Below are 17402 nucleotides of genomic sequence, written 5' to 3'. Positions count from 1 at the left end.
CTGCAACCAACGACGCTCCCGCGGCGTCGATTAGTGCTCCGTCCATGGACTTCTAAAGGTTGGGATGTATGGCGATGTCGGATTTGCGCACGACCAGGCGTTCTGCCGGAAAACACCGACTGATCGAGAACCAGCCATGACCGTGATCGTGGCCCGTCACTTGGCGCCTGGGCAGCGGATTGAGGCGGATGTTTGTGTCGTTGGGTCCGGCCCCGCGGGTCTGACGGTCGCCGCCGCACTGGTTCGGGCTGGCCACTCGGTCTGTGTCATCGAAAGTGGGTATTCCGCGCCGCATCAAGGCGCTCAGGAACTAAGCGCGCTGGAGTCGGTCGGTCATCCGGTCCGCGAACCCTTTGTGCATCGCCTGCGGATGCTTGGGGGTACTGCCAATCTTTGGGCCGGGCGCTGCATGCCACTGGAGCCGATCGATTTCGAGACCCGTGACTGGGTTCCGGCGAGCGGGTGGCCGGTGTCCTTTGCCGACTATCTCGGTTTCCTGCGGCAGGCCGGACGGCTGATGGGATTACCGCAACCAGGCGTCGAGCCCATCGCGAACCGGGCCGGACAACAGGCGCCGGCCGGACCACCCGCGCTCTTCGAACGCACTGACTTTTCGTCGAAACTCGCCCTCTGGGCCAAGCGTCCGCCGAATTTCTGGAGTCTCTTCGGTACCACCCTGAAACGCAGTTCGGCCTGCCGGATCATCATCGGGTTGACGGTGATCGGGCTGCGTTTGAACGACGCGGGAACCCGGGTCACCGCGCTGCGGGCGGTTCCGTCCACGGGGGGGCCGACGCATGAGTTGCGCGCCGGACGCTTCATCCTGGCCATGGGGGCGATCGAAAATACCCGCTTGCTGCTCCTGGGGCTGCTGGACAACCCGCAAGCCTGCTACCCGCGCGAGCCGCTCGGCCGATATTTCATGGATCATCCGCGCGCGCTCCATGGGCAGATTCGGTTGAGTGCGGGCGTCGACCTGACCCGGTATCTCAGTTGTCCGGTGCGCGGCGGCATGATGCAGCCCGGCCTTGGCCTGGCGTTCGAAAAACAACGCATCCTGCGCTGCCTGAACGGGTATCTGCACTTTGAAGTGGCGCGTCCGTCGGTCGTGGAACAGGGCTATGACACCACGATTCACGTCATGAAATGTCTCTTGCGCCGTGGTTATGCCGGGCGGCGCCTCGCCCCTTCACTGCGCCCGCGCATTCACGATCTGATTTACCATCTGACCCCGCGCGAGTTGCTGCCCTACGATCTGTATCAACTTTACTTCCGGGCCCGCGCCCTGGCGCGCGTGCAGCGCCGCAACCTCGTGGTCTATAACCACTGCGAGCAGGTGCCCGACCCCGACAGCCGGATCACCCTGGGGACCGGCAAGGACCGGTTCAGCAATCCCCTGGCGCGGCTGAACTGGCGCCTTCATGCTCCGGAGATCGAAACACTGGTGCGGCTCCAGGAGACCCTGCGAACTGTGCTCGAAACGCGCGGACTCGGTCGTCTGCTCTCTGATCCGAACGATCTGGAGCCGGCTTTGTTCGCCGATGCATCGCACCACCTCGGCGGCACCCGGATGAGTGCACAGCCGGCCACCGGGGTCGTGGACTCCGATCTCAAGGTGCACGGGGTCGTCAACCTGTTCATCTGCGGCGGTTCGGTCTTTCCCACCAGCGGCAGCGGCAATCCCACCTGGAGCATCGTCGCCTTTGCCCTGCGGCTGGCCGACCATCTGGGCGCGCCGAGCAGCGGTGCGGCTTGGGGTGGTGCTGGATGAAACGCCGGACTTGGGGCTGAAGTCTTGGGCTCCAGGTTCGGCACTCTATTCTTGCTCGGGATGCAGCCGGTGGATCGGGCCGCGGCGGTTTCGATTCGCGGCGTGATTTTCCGGCAATCTATTCGGAAAACGGGTACTAAGGCGAGTATATCCGCTGCAGCGCATCGCGCCCGCGCCAGATGGGCCCGTCCCATCCTGATCTCGCCATAGGAACGGTCATCGCCGAGCGTCTGCTTGGCCGGGGCGCGGTACGGCCGCGGCCTCGATGCCCTGGCAGCGGCACCAGTCGGCGACGATGGCCAGGATCTCCTGGCCATAGCGCGCGACGGAGGGCTTGCCGATGCCTTTGACGGCGACCAGCATCTTCGGGTTCTGGGGCAGGGTGTCGGCGATCTGTCGCAGGACGGCGCGGGTCAGCACGCGATAGTGCTCCACGCCCTCGCGCGCTTCTTCCTGCGCCTTGCGGTCGCGCCAACGCAACAGCGCCCCCAGCAGTCCGGGGCTCTCGGCCGCGTCGTGGCGCGGGTCTGGTCCCGGCCCCGTCGGCGGCCCGTTGGGCTCGGCGTCGATCCGCGCCTTGGCCAGCGCGCTCAGATGGGCGGCCGTTGCGAACCCGTCCCGGCAACTCTCGATACCGGCGGTCTTGACCGCCAGCTCAGTGCGCAGCGCCGCGACGGCCTGGCCGAGTTGCTTGCCCAGCGCCTTGTTGTCGGTCCCGAATGAGAAGGCGGCGAGCCAGGGGCGCAGGCCCTGCTGGAGCTGCTCGGCGAAATAGACGGACGCCTTGCGCAGGCGCTCCTGTACACGGGCATCGTCTTCCGGGGGCAAGTCCTCCTGGAACAGCGCGCGGAGCTGGCCCCGGAACTTGGCGGCGACAGTGACCACCGCATCGAAGGTCTGTCGTTCCAGGGCGTCGATGGTGTTCGCGCCGTTCGCGTCGATCACCCTTTGGTGCTCGCGCAGCAGGCCGAGCAGTCGCCGCAACCGGGCGCCAAGCGCGTCGAAATCCCAGCATTCCTGGAGCAGCCGCTGCTGGTAGGTGATGCGTGCGCGGTCGATCCGGCCCTGGGTCGGCGGATGGCGGGTGGCCTCGGTGACATAGTCCGCCACCACCTGATCGGTCATGACCGCCCGGCGCGGGATGGGGGTGCCGAGCACCAGCCCCTCGAAGGTCTTGCAGCGGCTCAAGGCGACATAGACTTGCCCGGGCGAGAAGGCCGCCCCGGCATCGACGATGGCCCGCTCGAAGGTCAGGCCCTGGCTCTTGTGGATGGTAATCGCCCAGGCCAGACGCAACGGGTACTGGGTGAAGCGGCCGACGACCTCCTCGGTGATCGCCTTGGTCTCTTGATCGAGGCTGTACTGGATGTTCTCCCAGGTAACCGGTTCGACCTCGATCTCGGTCGCATCATCCGGGCAACGCACGCCGATGCGCTCGCGGCCAAGGCGGGTGACGGTGCCGATCTTGCCGTTGAAATAGCGCTTGGCCGGTCCGGCGTCGTTGCGTACGAACATGACCTGGGCGCCTTGTTTCAAAGTCAGCTTCTCGGCGGTCGGATAGCTGTGCGCCGGGTAGTCGCCCTGGATATTCGCGGCGAATGTGAATGACTTGGTGTCGAGTGCGGCGAGGCGCGTCTCATTGATGCGATCGGCGCCCTGGTTGTGCGTCGTCAGGGTGATATAGCCCGCCGATTCACTGGGCCGGAAATCGGGCTGATAGCGTGAGTTCAGCCGCTCCAGGGTGGCGTCGTCCAGCCGGTTGTCGCGCACGCGATTGAGCAGTTCGATGAAATCCGCGTCGGACTGGCGGTAGATGTGCTCAAGTTCGATAGGCACCATCTCGGTCGCCTGCAGCGCCCGGCTGCCGAAGAAATACGCGGAGTCATAGAACTCCCGGAGGATGGCCCAGTCCGCCCCGGGCACCACGGGCGCAAGCTGATGCAGGTCGCCGATCATCAGCAGCTGGACGCCGCCGAAGGGCCGGTCGGAGTCGCGCTCCCGGCGCAGCACGAAATCGACCGCATCGAGCAGGTCGCAGCGGACCATGCTGATCTCGTCGATGATGAGCAGGTCCAGGCCCTGGACGATCTCGCGCTTCTGCCGGCGTAAACGCCGCTCCGCCGTCTGGCGCTCGCTGTCTCCGCCGGGCACGAAGGGGCCGAACGGAAGCTGGAAAAACGAATGCAGGGTCACGCCGCCGGCATTGATTGCGGCCACCCCGGTCGGGGCGGTGACGATGGTGCGTTTGGGCAGGTCTGCTTTGAGCGTGTGCAGGAAGGTGGTCTTGCCGGTACCGGCCTTGCCGGTCAGAAAGACATTCAGATCCGTGCCGCGGATGAGTTCTTGCGCCAACTGCAACTGTGGATTGCGCATATCCGTCTCGACAACTGTGCGGGGCGGCGGTCATTGTGCGGCTTTTTTGGCCTTGCGGCCAGTTTACCAGAGACGGCGCGGGATTCGGTGGACTGCGCTATCACCCTAGGGCTGGAACGATGATCAAGGCCGCGAAACGCCGTGGGGCGAGAGTGTCCTCGCGGGTATCGTAAACACGATTGCGATTACGACAACGACAACGACAACGACCGAGACCGAGACCGAGACGCCAAAGCCGCGACGATACTCAGGGCCGCGTGTGGATTGTCACCCATAGGCCGCCGTCAGTTCATTCAAATCCACTCGCGCCCGCAAGCGGCGACAGAGCATGAAGATGCCGACAAACTTGCGGTGCAGGAAGAAGGTCGCCGGTTCGGGTTTCCGGCCGAAGGCATCCTCGTAGAAGAGTTCGCGCCCGCCGACAAAGATCCGCTCCAGGAGGGTGGCGGCATGGTCACGTTCCACTTGGCGAAACGCCTGGCCGGTGAGTTGATCCACCGGGATACCGGTGGCGAAGTCCATGGCGAGGACGCGGGTGCTGGAGAGGTCCCGGTGGACCTTGGGCACCAGCAAGTCGGGGTCGTCGCCGATGAGTGCCCCGTAGGCTTCCAGCGCGTCGGCCTCAGTCAGGTAATCGGCCTCCTGGTGGAGTTGGCGACGTGCTACCGCCAGGATGGGCTCCAGGTTGACGCCCCTGGGCGCGAGCCCCAGGGTCTGCCCCAGGAAGGCGAAATTGTCCAGGTCGCTGTCGATGCTCTCGCGCACCCCGGGAAACTGGATCTTGATGGCCAGGTGCCGACCGTCCCGGGTCTCGGCCTGATGGACCTGCCCGATGGAGGCGGCGGCGATGGGGGTGAAGTTGAAGCGGCGAAAGCGCTTGTCCCAGTCGACCCCCAGTTCGCCTGAAAGCACCTGGTTGACCTGTCCCAGCGGCATGGGCTGGGCAGGGTCGCGCAGGCTCGCCATGATCGCGGCGGCCTCCGGAGAGAAGATGTCGGAGCCGTCCAGGGACATGAGTTGACCCATCTTCATCGCCGCCCCGCGCATTTGCGCCAGGCGATCGGTGAAACGCTGGGTGCGTTCGGGCGACATTTCTTTACGTATCAATGATTGCTAATAGGCTAATATATAAGGGCGACTGAGCGTCCTCCGGGTATTGCGGGCACGGTGATTCGACCATTCGTCCTGCCCGTCCCGGGAAGATCGCGGTAGTCGTGCCAACCTGGCGTACTCCCTACATGTGCTTGCGTCGTCACCTGGCGGCCATCGCCGCGTTCACCACCCTGATGTTGTTCATCCCCAGCGCGGCCCTGGCCGCAAACTGGTACGTGTCGCCCGCCGGCAATGACACCGGCGACGGCTCCGCCGCCCACCCCTGGCGCACGATCGCCCATGCCGCCGCCGCTGCCCTGCAACCCGGCGATCAGGTCCTAATCGCCCCCGGCACCTATGCCGAGGCGGTCGCCTTGACCCGCTCCGGCGCGCCGATCGTCCCGGTCACCACCGGGGTTGCGGTCGCCGGGACCGATACCATCCGCTTCCCGGCCGGCACCGATCTGTCCGGGATCGATCTGGCCGTACACCCGGGTGAATACCGGCTCTATGTCTATCGCAGTTGGCGCGCCAACAACGGCGTCTTCGCGATCCTGGAGACCGGCCGTTATCGCGACTACAACGATGCGGACCCGGTCGACTGGACCATCGTCGACGGCATCGACGCCACCGGCTCGCACCAGGGCGGCGGCGTGCATCTCCAGGATTCGAGTTTCAACGTCGTCATGAACAGCCGGTTCTATGACCTGCAGGGTGCCGGTATCCTCATTGCCGGTAACCAGGGCGAGCCGTCGCGCTACCACCTGATCTGGAACAATACCCTTTACAACACCCCGACCGAGGGCGTCTATGTCGGTGCCGGCGGCCATGGTCCGGCGGCCAATCACGCCTGATCGAGGTTGTACCGCCGGCTGTCCGCCAAACGGTGCTTTCCAGCGACTTCGAGACCGGGCTCGCGGGTTGGTACCGCCAAGGTAAGGTCGCCTGGTACGCGGGCGATCCCAAGCACGGGACCCACGCCATGCGCTTCACCGGCAACAATGTCTGGGTCGAGCGCCGGCGCTCCACCGCCGGTTACCAGGATCTTGTGCTGTCGGTCTACCTGGGCGCCAAGTCGTTCGAAAATTGGGAGTACCTGATCCTCTATTGGACCGACGGCCAAACCTGGTACGAACCGCTGACCGTCGATAACCACCACCCGGCCAGCGATGGCCAACTGCATCTGATCGAGATCGCCCTGCCGGCCGCCGCCGCCAACAACCCGGCGTTCGGCATCGCCTTCGGCATGTGGGACACCGACACCAGCGACTTCGCCTACATCGACGAGGTGCTGTTGACCGGCGTGCCCATCAGTCCGTAGGGCGAACGCAAGCGCCGCGCGGAGCGTCCGGTGACGACGCGGGACGAGGAATACGCGCTCAAATCCCCGTGGCATGGGATCTGGCACAACCGGCAGACGGGCTATGATCGCCGCGGCAATGCGCGGCGATCATCCGGCCGACTCAGCGTTTCTTCGGCGGCATCAGGTCGGTAATGGACCCGTGGGCCATCTCGGCGGCGAGGCCGATGGTCTCATTGAGCGTCGGATGGGGATGGATGGTCAGCCCCAGGTCTTCCATGTCGGCGCCCATTTCCAGGGCCAGCACGGTTTCGCCGATCAGCTCGCCGGCGTTCACGCCGACGATGCCGGCGCCCAGGATACGATGGGTCTGGGGATCGAACAGGAGCTTGGTCAGACCTTCGTCGCGGTGGATGCCCAGTGCCCGGCCGCTCGCCGCCCAGGGAAAGACGCCCTTTTCATAGGCGATCCCTTGCTTCTTGGCCTCGGTCTCGGTCAGCCCCATCCAGGCGACCTCGGGGTCGGTGTAAGCGACCGAGGGGATGGTCAGGGGGTCGAACAGGGCCGGCAGCCCGGCGATGACCTCGGCGGCGGTCTTGGCCTCGTGGGTGGCCTTGTGCGCCAGCATCGGGTTGCCCACCACGTCGCCGATGGCAAAAATGTGCGGGACATTGGTGCGCAGGTGTCCGTCGACCGGGATGAATCCCCGCGCGTCGACCGTGACGCCCGCGGCTTGCGCGTTCACCGACTGGCCGTTGGGCCGCCGGCCGACGGCCACCAGCACCTTGTCGTAGGTCGCTTCACCGGGATGCTTGCCGTCGAACACCACCTTGATGCCCTCGGGCGTCGCGTCCATGGCGGACACCTTGGTCTCCAGCATGATACGGTCGTAGCGCGGTTTGATGACTTTTTCGAAGGCGCGGACCAGGTCGATATCGCAGCCGGGCATGAGTTGGTCCTGCAACTCCACCACCTCGATGCGGGACCCCAGGGCGGCATAGACGCTGGCCATCTCCAGGCCGATGATGCCGCCGCCGACGATCAGCAGGCGTGCCGGGATGTCGCGAATCTCCAGGGCGCCGGTGGAGTCCAGCACCCGCGGGTCGTCGTGGGGAAAACTCGGGATGCGCACCGGGCTCGAACCGCAGGCAATGATGCAGTGTTCAAAGGTGACGTTCACCCGGCCCTCGGCGGTCTCGACGCTCAACTGATACGGGCCTTCCAGTCGTCCCTCGCCGGTGACAATCTGCACCTTGCGCTGCTTGGCCAGTGCCGCCAGTCCGCCGGTGAGGCGGTTGACGACCGCTTGTTTACCCGCGCGCATCTGGTCGAGATCGATCTGCGGCGGGGCGAAGGTCACGCCCATGGTGCCCAGAGATTTGGCCTCCTCGATGATGGCGGCGGCATGCAGCAGCGCCTTGGAGGGGATGCAGCCGACGTTCAGGCAGACGCCGCCCAAGGCGTTGTAGCGCTCGATCAGCACCACCCGCTTACCGAGGTCCGCGGCACGGAAGGCCGCGGTGTAGCCGCCGGGTCCGCCGCCGATGATCGCCACCTCAGTGCTGAGGTCCTGGGTTGGGGTCTGGTTGGTTTCGCTCATGTTCGCTCTGCAAGGTGAGTTGGTTAGGGGTCCGGGTGTCGGTGCGGCGTGAAGGTGCGCGATCCGGACTGACGGACGGTATCGGCTGGGGGGATTATCGCGGATTTGACCCTCAGTCACGTTGCGGTGTTCGGTCCAGCCGCGACGCGCAGCGGCCGGAGATGCCCGTCGGTCAATGATCGCCATACCCATTCCAGGGGCCCGTAGCGGAAACGCCGCAGCCACAGCAGGCTGAACAGGACCTGGAACGCGGCGACGGCAAGGAAGATCAAGGCCAGTTGCCACCGCTCCAGACGCCCGAAGAGCGCGAATCCGAACCCGTAGAACAGGGTGATGCCGATCACCGTCTGGGTGATGTAGTGAGTCAGCGCCAGGCGTCCGGTGGCAGCCAGCGCATGCGTCAGCCGGGCGGCGCGGCTCCATCGGCACAGCAGTCCGATCAGGCCGACGTGACCGAGCGCCACCGGCAGGCGCCCGAGATCCAGGTCACCCTGGGCGAGCCCGGCCACGATCAGCGGGTCGAAGTCCAGGCGATAGGCCTGGTAAACATCGGCCCCGCGCAGCCAGCCGCCCACCCCGAACCCCAGCAGCGCGAGTAGCCAGTAAAGCCCCGCCGGGCGCTGTCCGGAGAGGACTCCCCAGCGGTACAGCGCCATGCCGATCAGCATCATGCCGCCGATCTCGAAACCATGCCGCTGATAAAAGACCGTGGACTGTTGCGCCGCGACCTCCGCGGCTTGGGCAGCGAAGAGGGTCAGGTAGTCTGAACCGTAGGTTTGGATGTCCTGTTCCAGTTGCAACCGCAGCCAACCCAGGAAACGGGCGGCCTCCGCCGGGTCCGCGCCGGCCCCGGCCGCGGCGGCGGCGAGCTCGGGTGACTCGGGCAGGCCGCGCAGCCAGTCGATGACCGCCGGCCAGTCGATCGTCAGGTCCGCGACCCCCTGGAGCACGACTCCGATCAGGAACAGCGCCAAGGCCGGCAGGCGCCGCAGCGGGAAGAGAAAGAGTCCAAGCAGCCCGTAGGCATAGAGCACGTCATGAGGCCACAGCAGCAGATAGGCATGGATCAGACCGAACAGCATCAGGATCAGATTGCGCCGGTAGAAGCGGTCCACCAACGCCACCCCGTCGCGCGCGAGCCGTGCCTCGTCCAGGTAGATCAGGGCGCTGGCCCCGAACAGCATGGAAAAAACGCCGCGTACGGCACCCTCCATGTAGACCTCGGTCGAGGCCCAGAGGGCGAGATTCAATGGGCTTGCGGTGCCGAGCAGGGTCGGCAGGGCATTGGCCCCGTAGGGCAGACCGAAGGCGCCGACTCCGATCCAGAAGACGCCGAGCACGGCGAAGCCGCGCAAGGCGTCGATCTGGGCGATGCGGCCGGCGTCGGGAAGACGCAACGACGGTGCTGCAGGATCGGCTCCGGTCATACTCTGGTCACCAGGATCGCACGAAAATCGTTGACGTTGGTCAGGGTCGGACCGGTGACTACCGAGTCGCCGAGGGCCTGGAAAAAGCCATGCGCGTCATTGTCGGCCAGGTGATCCCGCGGCCGCAGACCCAGGGCCGCGGCGCGGCCGAGGCTGTCCGGGGCGAGCCAGGCGCCGGCGATTGGTTCCTGACCATCCATGCCGTCGGTGTCGCCCGCCAGGGCATAGACGCCGGGCTGGCCGGCGAGCGCCACCGCCAGGGCCAGCAGGAACTCGACATTGCGTCCGCCACGCCCCTGACCGCGGACCGTCACCGTGGTCTCGCCGCCCGAGAGCAGAACACAGGGGGCCGGAGTCGGCTGGCCGTGCACGGCCACCTGCCGGGCGATACCGGCCATGACCGTGCCCACGCTGCGCGCCTCGCCTTCGATGCTGTCGCCCAAAATAAAGGGCGCGATTCCGGCCTGACGTGCGACCGCGGCGGCGGCTTCGAGTGCCAGTTGGGGCGTGGCGATCAGTTCGACCTTGCCCCCGGCGAGGCGCGGGTCTCCTGGTTTGACCGTCTCGCCCGCGCCGCTCGTGAGCAGCGTACGTGCCGCTTCCGGCACGGCAATCCCGTAGTGGTCGAGGATCCGCAGGGCGTCCGCGCAACGGGTGGGATCGGGGACCGTCGGACCGGACGCGATGTCGGTAGGATCATCGCCCGGTACGTCGGAGATCAGCAGCGTCAGGACCCGGGCCGGGTGGCAGGCCGCCGCCAGGCGTCCGCCCTTGATCGCGGAAAGATGGCGGCGTACGCAGTTCATCTCGGCGATGGTGGCGCCGCTCTTGAGCAGCGCCTGGTTCAGCGTCTGTTTGTCCGCCAGTGTCAGGCCCGGCGCCGGCGCCGTCAGCAGGGCGGACCCGCCGCCGGAGAGCAGACACAACACCAGATCCGCGCGATCGAGTCCGTGCACCAGGTCCAGGATGCGGCGGGCCGCCGCGCTGCCCGCGGCATCCGGTACCGGATGGGCCGCCTCGATGACCTCGATCCGTCGGCAGGGTACGCCATAGCCGTAACGCGTGACGACCAGACCCGTAAGATGGCCGCTCCAGTGCCGCTCCACGGTCTGGGCCATCGCCGCCGCCGCTTTCCCGGCGCCGATGACGATCAGGCGCCCCGCGGGCGGGTCCGGCAGATAAGGCGGCAGACAGCGCGCGGGCTGGGCCGCGGTGATCGCCGCGTCGAACATGTCACGCAACAACGTCTTGGCGTTGACTGTGCTTGGGTCGGTGATCCTGTTTGCGGTCATTTGATATACTGTCTGATCTCTCGAACGCGGTCGCCTGTTCCATGTCCCGCATTGCCGTCTTGCGCGTCTTCATCCTGGCCGTCCACTGCACAATGGCGCCGGCCGGGCCGGGGGTCGGGGAGTGAGTTCCGACCCGCTGGAATTCATTGCGTGCGACGCCTTGGGTGCGGGCGAGGCGCAGACCATCGCCGCCAGCCTCGCCGCCGGCGACCCCTGGCGGACCTTGGGCTACGGCGCCGACGCGCTGGCGCGCGGACTCCAGCTCACCCACCCGGACCTCACCCGCTATCTGGCGGTCCGCAACGGGGCGATTCAGGGGCTTGTGGTCATCCGCCACCCCTGGCTGCGCGGGGCCTACATCGAACTGTTCGCGGTCTTGCCGGGCGCTCAGGGCCAGGGGGTTGGCCGCGCCGTCCTGACGTTCATCGAGCGGACCTACCGCGGCCGGACTTCGAACCTCTGGCTCCTGGTGTCCGGTTTCAATTCAGGTGCCAGAGCCTTCTATGAGAAACAGGGTTTTCGCCCCGTCGGCCTGCTCACGGACCTGGTGATCGCGGGACAGGATGAGGTGTTGATGCGCAAAGTGATTCAGGCCCATCCAACGCCTTCCCGGCGGACCCCATCGGCCTCCCCCGCGGAGCAAGGCGATTGAGCAATCGCCAATGCCGGCGACGCCTGCCCGGTTGGCCGCTCCGGGCGCGGACCCGCATCCGCTAGGCCCCCGTACCTTCACGGCGCGTCACCGCGTGCGTGATGGCGTCCACCAGCGTCCCGAGTTCCTCGACAGTGATGACCGTGAGGAGTCGCTGGATCAACTCCTGCGGCAATGCGACATAGACCCGGACGCCGTCCGGGAGTTGAATGACGAACCCGCTGCCGTCGTCATCCCTGGCCGATTGGGGCAGGTTCCTGACCTGTACCGACTGTTCAGCGGAAAACAGTTCGTCGTAGATCGCCTCGATGCGTTCGGCCAGTTCGTCGTCCAAGCCAGCCTCGTCGACGACGACCAGGGTCTCCAGGTCACCGGGCTCCAGGGTCCAGGCCAGGCCCTGCGCGGTGAGAAAATCCTGGAACCGCTTACGGGGTGTTTCTTGGAAAAAGACATACTCCAGCATGATCCGGCAACCTCCTGCGAACGTCTCGATGAACTGACGCGAACGGATGCAGGCGACCGCCAGGGTGGCGGGCGCGTGCTTGCCGCGCGTCCCTAGTGTAAGGTCATACGGTCACGCGATGCCAACCGATCCCGCTCGGGCGGTGCGGTTGAGCGAGAGTGTTTCGTGTTCAATCCTGTGTTAACCATGGAGTAACGCGCGTTGTCGAGCCACCGCCGTGCGTCTGGTGCCCGCCGCTTGTCCGGCCGTCTGCTCGGTACACTGTTCCCGCCAACCTGCATCCTCTGCGGAGCGCCGGGGGCGGGTGGACGCGACCTGTGCCTGGGGTGCGCCGCGGAACTCCCGTTCAATCGGCACAGTTGTCCGTGCTGCGGGGTTCCCTTCGACGGGCCGGTCGCCGCACTGTGCGGGTCCTGCCAGCGGCGGGCGCCGCCTTTCGCGCGCGCGATTGCGGCCCTGCGTTATGAGACTCCGGTGTCGAACCTGGTGGCTGATGCCAAGTTTCGCGGCCGCCTGAATACCGCGCGTCTGCTTGGCGATATTCTGGCGGATGCGATACGCGAGCAGGGGCTGACCTTGCCGCAGGCGCTGCTGCCGGTGCCTTTGCATCCGCGGCGGTTGGCCGAACGCGGCTACAATCAGGCGCTGGAGATTGCCCGCGTGGTTGGGCGGGCCCTGGCCCTGCCGATCGATGCGCGGTGCTGCCGCCGGGTCCTGGCCACCCCGCCGCAGGCGGGTTTGGACCAGGGAGCGCGCCGCCGCAATCTCCGCGGCGCCTTCACCGCACAGACGCCGCTGCCGTGGGCGCATATTGCGATCGTCGATGATGTGATGACGACCGGAAGTACCGTGAGCGAGTTGGCCTTGGTCCTGCGGCGGGCCGGTGCCATCACGATTGACGTCTGGGCGGTGGCCCGGACAGCGTGATGTCCGCGCTTTGAAAATACATCGATCAGAGACAGGGGCTTCCCGCCATGAAATTTCCCCATCTGCCGCTGGGGCAGCGGTTTGTCTATCAGGATGAGCGCTATACCAAGACCGGTCCAATGACCGCCAGCCGTGAGCGCGATGGGGTCCAGCGCATGATCCCGCGTTCGGCTGCCGTGTTACCCGGCGACGCAACCGGTGAGGCGTCGGCCGGACCAGACCCGCGCGGCTCTTGGCAGGCCGCCTTGGACGCGTACGAGATGGCGTTGCGCCGCGGGTTGGGACCGCTCGACCTGGACTTGGAAGAGCGGTTCGAGGCGAGCCTGGCGACCGCCCGGGCGGTCTTCATCGCAGCCATCCGGTGAGTTCCGCGCGGCTTGGATGCTGTTGCTTGTTGTTGCCGGCGGCTCACCGCGTGGCTCTTTGAAACAGGCGCAGCGCATCGATGTCGCGCTCGATCGCGGCGACGGCGCCGCGATAGGCCGGGCTCTTGGTGTCCTGGAAGGCCGCGGCGAAAGCGGCGGCGTTCATGCCTTCCGGCAGCCGGTCGATGGCGGGCATGAGGTCGTCCGCGGTGAGTCCCTCACGGGCGGCGGCCTGGACGGCCTGGGCGTCCTGGCGTTGGCCGGTGGCGAGATTGGCGAAGCGGGTACCGGCCCGGTCCGCGGCCAGGTCGGCAAAGCTGAAACCGCTGCCCCCGCGGGAATCCGCGACCTCTTTGTAGAGCCCCACCAGGTCCGAGAGCGCGCTTCCACCCTGGGCGGCGAGCGCCGCGGAGGTCATGAAGTGTTGCGCCAGGTCGCGGCGGCCAAGCAGCGCAACCGGGCGAAAGCGGATGCGGGCGGAGCGGGCGTCGGGTTGGTCCGGATCGCGGATGTGCTGTTGGTTCGTATAGGCGGCGAGGGCGAGGAGTGCCACCCGGTTCTCCGCGACCGGATCGGACTGAGACGCGCCCTGGGCCGCGGACAGAACCACCGAGAGCAGGTCCGCCAGCGCGATCGTCGGCGGCTTGGGATGGGCGGCCGCGTAGCGGACCAGCACGTGCTGATAGGTGAGAATCCGGGCTCGCTCCTCCGCCGAGACCAGACCGCTGCCCAGATTGGCCAAGGCGTCGCGGTGCCACTCGTAAGTGAGCAGCGCCAAATCCGGTTGCAGATCGACATGGTGCAGCAGGCGGGCCTGGTCCAACGCGTTCACCAGGCGCTCCGCGATGGTCTGGACCAGGTTCTCGGGCAGTGGCAAGCCCGCCAGGCGCGCCTGTGCGATCCGGGGCAGACGCTCGCCCCCGGCCAGGTTCAGGTCCAGATTCATGAAGCGCTGGTCAGGGTCCCAGGGCAGTCCCAGCGACGCGGCCACCCGCGCGCCGTCCGCCGTCAGTCGCACGTCGACACGGCCTTGGCCGACTCTGTCGATCAGGTAGTTGCCGATGATATTGGCCTCGCGTTCCGAGAGGGTCAGGGTGATCCGCTCCCCGTCGCGCAGACCCTGCGGCTTGGCGGCGACGAGCCACTCCCGTGCCCAGGCCTGCTCGGCCGCGCTCAGGGTGCGGTCTTCCGGGACCAGCGGCCGGCTGTCCAGGAACACCAGGACCACCAGTGCGCCCAGCCCCAGCAGGGTGAGCGTCAGCAGCCAACTCAGGATCTTGATCAGCAGGCTCATCGCGATGTGCCCGGTTGGGCGGCACGCAGGTACTGCAACTGGCGCCACCAGAGTCGGGCACCCCAGAGCAGCGCCAGCCCCATGATGAGTGCCCCAAGCAGGTGACTGGTGCGGGCGAGTTGGTGGTCCAGATGAAGCAGCCCGGTCTCGCCCAGCAGGTATTCCCAGTCGTGGAAGCCATAGGGCGAGGAGTGCCCGAAGTTGCCGCCCACCAGCGGCAGAACGCCGGCGCGGGCATCGTTGATGTAGGGGGCGATGTCCAGAAAGTTCTCGCCGAACCACCACAGGGCGGCGGATGCGCCGAAGGGGTCACGGGTCTGAACCAGCAGGACCCCGCAGCAGATGGCCGGCATCAGCAGTTGACCCAGAGTCCCGCCCAGTGAGGTGAGGTAGTCGCCAAACGGGCGGAACAGAATGTGCCCGAACTCATGAAACGGCAGGTTGATGTTGTGCAGAAAGGACGCACCGACGCCGCCGCTCTCCACCGATGTGAACATCAGCGACAGTCCCCAAACCAGGAGCACCGCCCACAGCAGACCGCGGGCACTCAGGGTCAGCCAGTCCCCGCCGGGCGTGGCCGGGAACAGCAATGATTCCGACCGCTCGGACGCGGGCGGGGTCAGGGTCGACGTACGCGCGTCGACCCGCCCCGGCGGGGGTGCGGGACTGTCCTCATCCGCACGCGGGTGGTACTTGTAATACTTGGCAAAGACGATACCGCAGCGGCAACAGATGGCGTTGTCCGCCGACTGTTCGGCGCCGCACTTGGGACATTGCATCGGGACGGCCTTCACCGTGGCGCTACCGCGAGATTTCGGGGGGATTCATCGTGCCAGTCTAGCGCGCCGCACGCCTGTCGCACAGTTCGGTGCGGGACAACTGCGGTTCGTCGTGGAGTCGTCCGGGACCGGCGCGTTATACTGACCAGTCTGACTAGCGCGACTTTCGACGGAGGTTCCCATGCGCCAATGGGCTTTACAAGATGCCAAGGCACGTTTGAGTGAGCTGGTGCGGCTGGCTGCTGACCACGAGCCTCAGGAGATCACCCTGCGCGGCGAGCCGACGGTGGTGGTGTTGGCACGGGCCGACTATGACGGACTGACCAAGCCGCGCGAGTCCTTGCTGGAGTTCATGCAGCGCTCCCCGCTGTATGGGGCAGACGACGTGGAGTTCACCCACGACCAGAGCCTCTCCCGCGAGGTCGATCTGTGAGCTGGCTAATCGACACCAACGCGTTATCGGAGTTGAAAAAACGCCGCCCGCACCCAGGTGTCGCGGCCTGGTTCGCGCAACGCCCGGCCGCCTCGCTCCACCTCTCGGTACTGACTTTCGGGGAATTGCGCAAGGGTATCGATGCCATGCCGGAAGGCGACCGCAAGACCACCTTCGCGGCCTGGTTGGAGGTCGAAGTACCCGCCTACTTCGCCGGCCGCATCCTGGGCATCGACGCCCACACCGCCGACCGCTGGGGCCGCCTCTGTGCCGAGGCGCGCCGCCCACTGCCCGCCATCGACAGCTTGCTGGCGGCCACCGCACTGGTGCACGGCCTGACCCTGGTCACCCGCAATCTGGGCGACTTCCAACTGCCGTTGTTGCGGGTCTTCAATCCTTGGGGTGAGCCTCCCGAGGCGGACTGATGGGAAGCGAGACTGCCCTGAAGCGAACTCAACGGTGCGAAACATGCTGCTCAAATCCATTACGTTAACCAACTTCCTGAGCTTTGGTGACAAATCCAAACCACTTTCGCTGCTTCCCCTCAACGTAGTGATCGGCCCCAACGGCTCCGGCAAGTCCAACTTGATTGAGGCTGTCGACCTGATACGTTCCGCACCAAAGGACCTCCTTACGCCCATTCGTGACGGTGGCGGCGTGCGCGACTGGCTGTGGAAAGGAGCGCAAGGAACGCCAGCGGCTAAAATCGACGCGGTGTTGGAGAACCCGAAGGGGAGCGCGGATCTACGTTATCTGCTGAGCTTCACTGAAGTGGCGCAACGCTTTGAGCTGCTCGATGAGCGTATCGAGAACGTAGAACCCGATCTTGGGCATCACAAGCCATATTTCTACTACCGCTTCCAAGACGGGCACGGCGTGCTCAACGTCAAGGGCACAGAGCGACGCCTGCAACATGAGGAGATCGATCCTACTGCCTCGATTCTCGCTCAGCGCAAAGACCCTGATCAATACCCAGAGTTGACCTACCTCGGAAATGCATTTTCCAAGATTCGTTTGTATCGTGAGTGGACCTTCGGTCGCTATACCCTACCACGGTTGCCACAGAAGGCTGATTTACCAAACGATCTATTGCAGCCTGACGCCGGCAATCTCGGTCTGGTGCTCAACCGCTTGCGCCGCGAGCCCGCGGCGAAGGCGCGCCTGCTTGATGCATTACGCAAACTCTACGAGGGCATTGACGATTTCGATGTGCAGGTCGAAGGCGGCACTGTGCAAGTCTTCCTCCAGGAAGGCCGCTTTACCGTGCCGGCAACGCGCCTCTCCGATGGGACCCTCCGCTACCTATGTCTGCTCGCTATTCTCTGCCACCCCAGCCCGCCGCCTTTGATTTGTATTGAAGAACCAGAGTTGGGCCTACATCCGGACATTCTACCCACCGTGGCAGACCTATTGAAGGAGGCATCTGAACGATGCCAACTTATCGTTACCACGCATTCCGAAACGTTAGTAAATTGCATGCACGACGTACCGGAGAATATCATCGTCGCCGAGAAGCATGAGCAGGGCACCGTGCTACAGCGGCTGGATTCTGCAGACCTGAAGCCGTGGTTAGATAAATACCGCCTGGGCGATCTTTGGCTTCGCGGCGACATTGGAGGGACCCGATGGTAGGT

17 protein-coding genes are annotated in these 17402 nt (G+C 65.8%); 9 read left to right on the top strand and 8 right to left on the bottom strand.

The features are described from left to right. Positions 1-136: 136 nt before the first annotated feature. On the top strand, positions 137-1771 hold the full coding sequence (locus tag A39O_RS0119145; RefSeq protein ID WP_020506279.1) for an FAD-dependent oxidoreductase: 1635 nt from the start codon (positions 137-139) through the stop codon (positions 1769-1771). A gap of 216 nt (positions 1772-1987) precedes the next feature. On the opposite strand, the gene A39O_RS34270 is transcribed toward A39O_RS0119145, so the two are convergent. Together A39O_RS34270 and A39O_RS34265 are read right to left on the bottom strand one after the other, a co-directional pair. Further along, the gene (locus tag A39O_RS34270; RefSeq protein WP_020506278.1) at positions 1988-4144 is read right to left on the bottom strand and encodes an AAA family ATPase; all 2157 of its coding nucleotides are present in this window, start codon (positions 4142-4144) and stop codon (positions 1988-1990) included. Positions 4145-4411: 267 nt separating this feature from the next. Beyond that, entirely contained in the window at positions 4412-5236 is an 825-nt protein-coding gene (locus A39O_RS34265) for an ABC1 kinase family protein (RefSeq protein ID WP_020506277.1), read from the bottom strand. A 146-nt stretch (positions 5237-5382) separates the two neighbouring features. Between A39O_RS34265 and A39O_RS0119130 the strand changes: the two genes are divergently transcribed. Both A39O_RS0119130 and A39O_RS0119125 read left to right on the top strand, forming a co-directional pair. Continuing rightward, a complete protein-coding gene (locus tag A39O_RS0119130; RefSeq protein WP_020506276.1) occupies positions 5383-6090 on the top strand; it encodes a right-handed parallel beta-helix repeat-containing protein in 708 nt (235 codons plus the stop codon). A 32-nt stretch (positions 6091-6122) separates the two neighbouring features. Further along, positions 6123-6557, top strand: coding sequence for an eL15 family ribosomal protein (locus A39O_RS0119125; RefSeq protein ID WP_020506275.1), 435 nt, complete (start codon positions 6123-6125; stop codon positions 6555-6557). Positions 6558-6699: 142 nt separating this feature from the next. On the opposite strand, the gene lpdA is transcribed toward A39O_RS0119125, so the two are convergent. The 3 genes from lpdA to A39O_RS0119110 form a co-directional block, all read right to left on the bottom strand. Beyond that, positions 6700-8136 carry a dihydrolipoyl dehydrogenase gene (lpdA, locus tag A39O_RS0119120; RefSeq protein WP_020506274.1) on the bottom strand — a complete coding sequence of 479 codons (1437 nt, stop codon included), beginning with the start codon at positions 8134-8136 and terminating at the stop codon, positions 6700-6702. Between the two features lie 116 nt (positions 8137-8252). After that, positions 8253-9533, bottom strand: a complete 1281-nt coding sequence (locus A39O_RS0119115; protein WP_211211631.1) for a DUF418 domain-containing protein — start codon at positions 9531-9533, stop codon at positions 8253-8255. A gap of 26 nt (positions 9534-9559) precedes the next feature. Next, entirely contained in the window at positions 9560-10855 is a 1296-nt protein-coding gene (locus A39O_RS0119110) for a glycerate kinase type-2 family protein (protein ID WP_020506272.1), read from the bottom strand. 121 nt (positions 10856-10976) lie between these two features. Here A39O_RS0119110 and A39O_RS36840 point away from each other — a divergent pair, with 121 nt between their 5' ends. After that, positions 10977-11507 carry a GNAT family N-acetyltransferase gene (locus A39O_RS36840; protein WP_020506271.1) on the top strand — a complete coding sequence of 177 codons (531 nt, stop codon included), beginning with the start codon at positions 10977-10979 and terminating at the stop codon, positions 11505-11507. A gap of 61 nt (positions 11508-11568) precedes the next feature. Here A39O_RS36840 and A39O_RS0119095 read toward each other — a convergent pair whose 3' ends face one another. Beyond that, positions 11569-11970: a hypothetical protein gene (locus A39O_RS0119095; protein ID WP_020506270.1), complete on the bottom strand. Its 402-nt coding sequence runs from the start codon at positions 11968-11970 to the stop codon at positions 11569-11571. A gap of 201 nt (positions 11971-12171) precedes the next feature. Between A39O_RS0119095 and A39O_RS0119090 the strand changes: the two genes are divergently transcribed. Further along, positions 12172-12897 (top strand): ComF family protein, encoded by a 726-nt coding sequence (locus tag A39O_RS0119090; RefSeq protein ID WP_245561932.1) that lies wholly within the window; start codon positions 12172-12174, stop codon positions 12895-12897. Positions 12898-12944: 47 nt separating this feature from the next. Next, a complete protein-coding gene (locus tag A39O_RS34255) occupies positions 12945-13262 on the top strand; it encodes a hypothetical protein (protein ID WP_020506268.1) in 318 nt (105 codons plus the stop codon). Positions 13263-13305: 43 nt separating this feature from the next. Here A39O_RS34255 and A39O_RS0119080 read toward each other — a convergent pair whose 3' ends face one another. Next, a complete protein-coding gene (locus A39O_RS0119080; protein WP_020506267.1) occupies positions 13306-14556 on the bottom strand; it encodes a hypothetical protein in 1251 nt (416 codons plus the stop codon). Further along, a complete protein-coding gene (locus tag A39O_RS0119075; RefSeq protein ID WP_040528212.1) occupies positions 14553-15335 on the bottom strand; it encodes a hypothetical protein in 783 nt (260 codons plus the stop codon). The genes A39O_RS0119080 and A39O_RS0119075 overlap by 4 nt, the downstream gene beginning before the upstream one ends. 181 nt (positions 15336-15516) lie before the next feature. Between A39O_RS0119075 and A39O_RS0119070 the strand changes: the two genes are divergently transcribed. Genes A39O_RS0119070 through A39O_RS0119060 form a run of 3 tightly spaced genes read left to right on the top strand, consistent with a single transcriptional unit; the run spans position 15517 to position 17400 of the window. Then, positions 15517-15768, top strand: coding sequence for a type II toxin-antitoxin system Phd/YefM family antitoxin (locus tag A39O_RS0119070; RefSeq protein ID WP_020506265.1), 252 nt, complete (start codon positions 15517-15519; stop codon positions 15766-15768). Continuing rightward, positions 15765-16193 (top strand): type II toxin-antitoxin system VapC family toxin, encoded by a 429-nt coding sequence (locus A39O_RS0119065; protein WP_020506264.1) that lies wholly within the window; start codon positions 15765-15767, stop codon positions 16191-16193. The genes A39O_RS0119070 and A39O_RS0119065 overlap by 4 nt, the downstream gene beginning before the upstream one ends. A 43-nt stretch (positions 16194-16236) precedes the next feature. Beyond that, positions 16237-17400, top strand: a complete 1164-nt coding sequence (locus tag A39O_RS0119060; protein WP_020506263.1) for an AAA family ATPase — start codon at positions 16237-16239, stop codon at positions 17398-17400. Positions 17401-17402 lie beyond the last annotated feature (2 nt).

The sequence above is a fragment of the Lamprocystis purpurea DSM 4197 genome, from assembly GCF_000379525.1.
GTDB classification, from domain to species: domain Bacteria; phylum Pseudomonadota; class Gammaproteobacteria; order Chromatiales; family Chromatiaceae; genus Thiodictyon; species Thiodictyon purpureum.
This window is presented reverse-complemented; position numbering and strand designations above follow the sequence as displayed.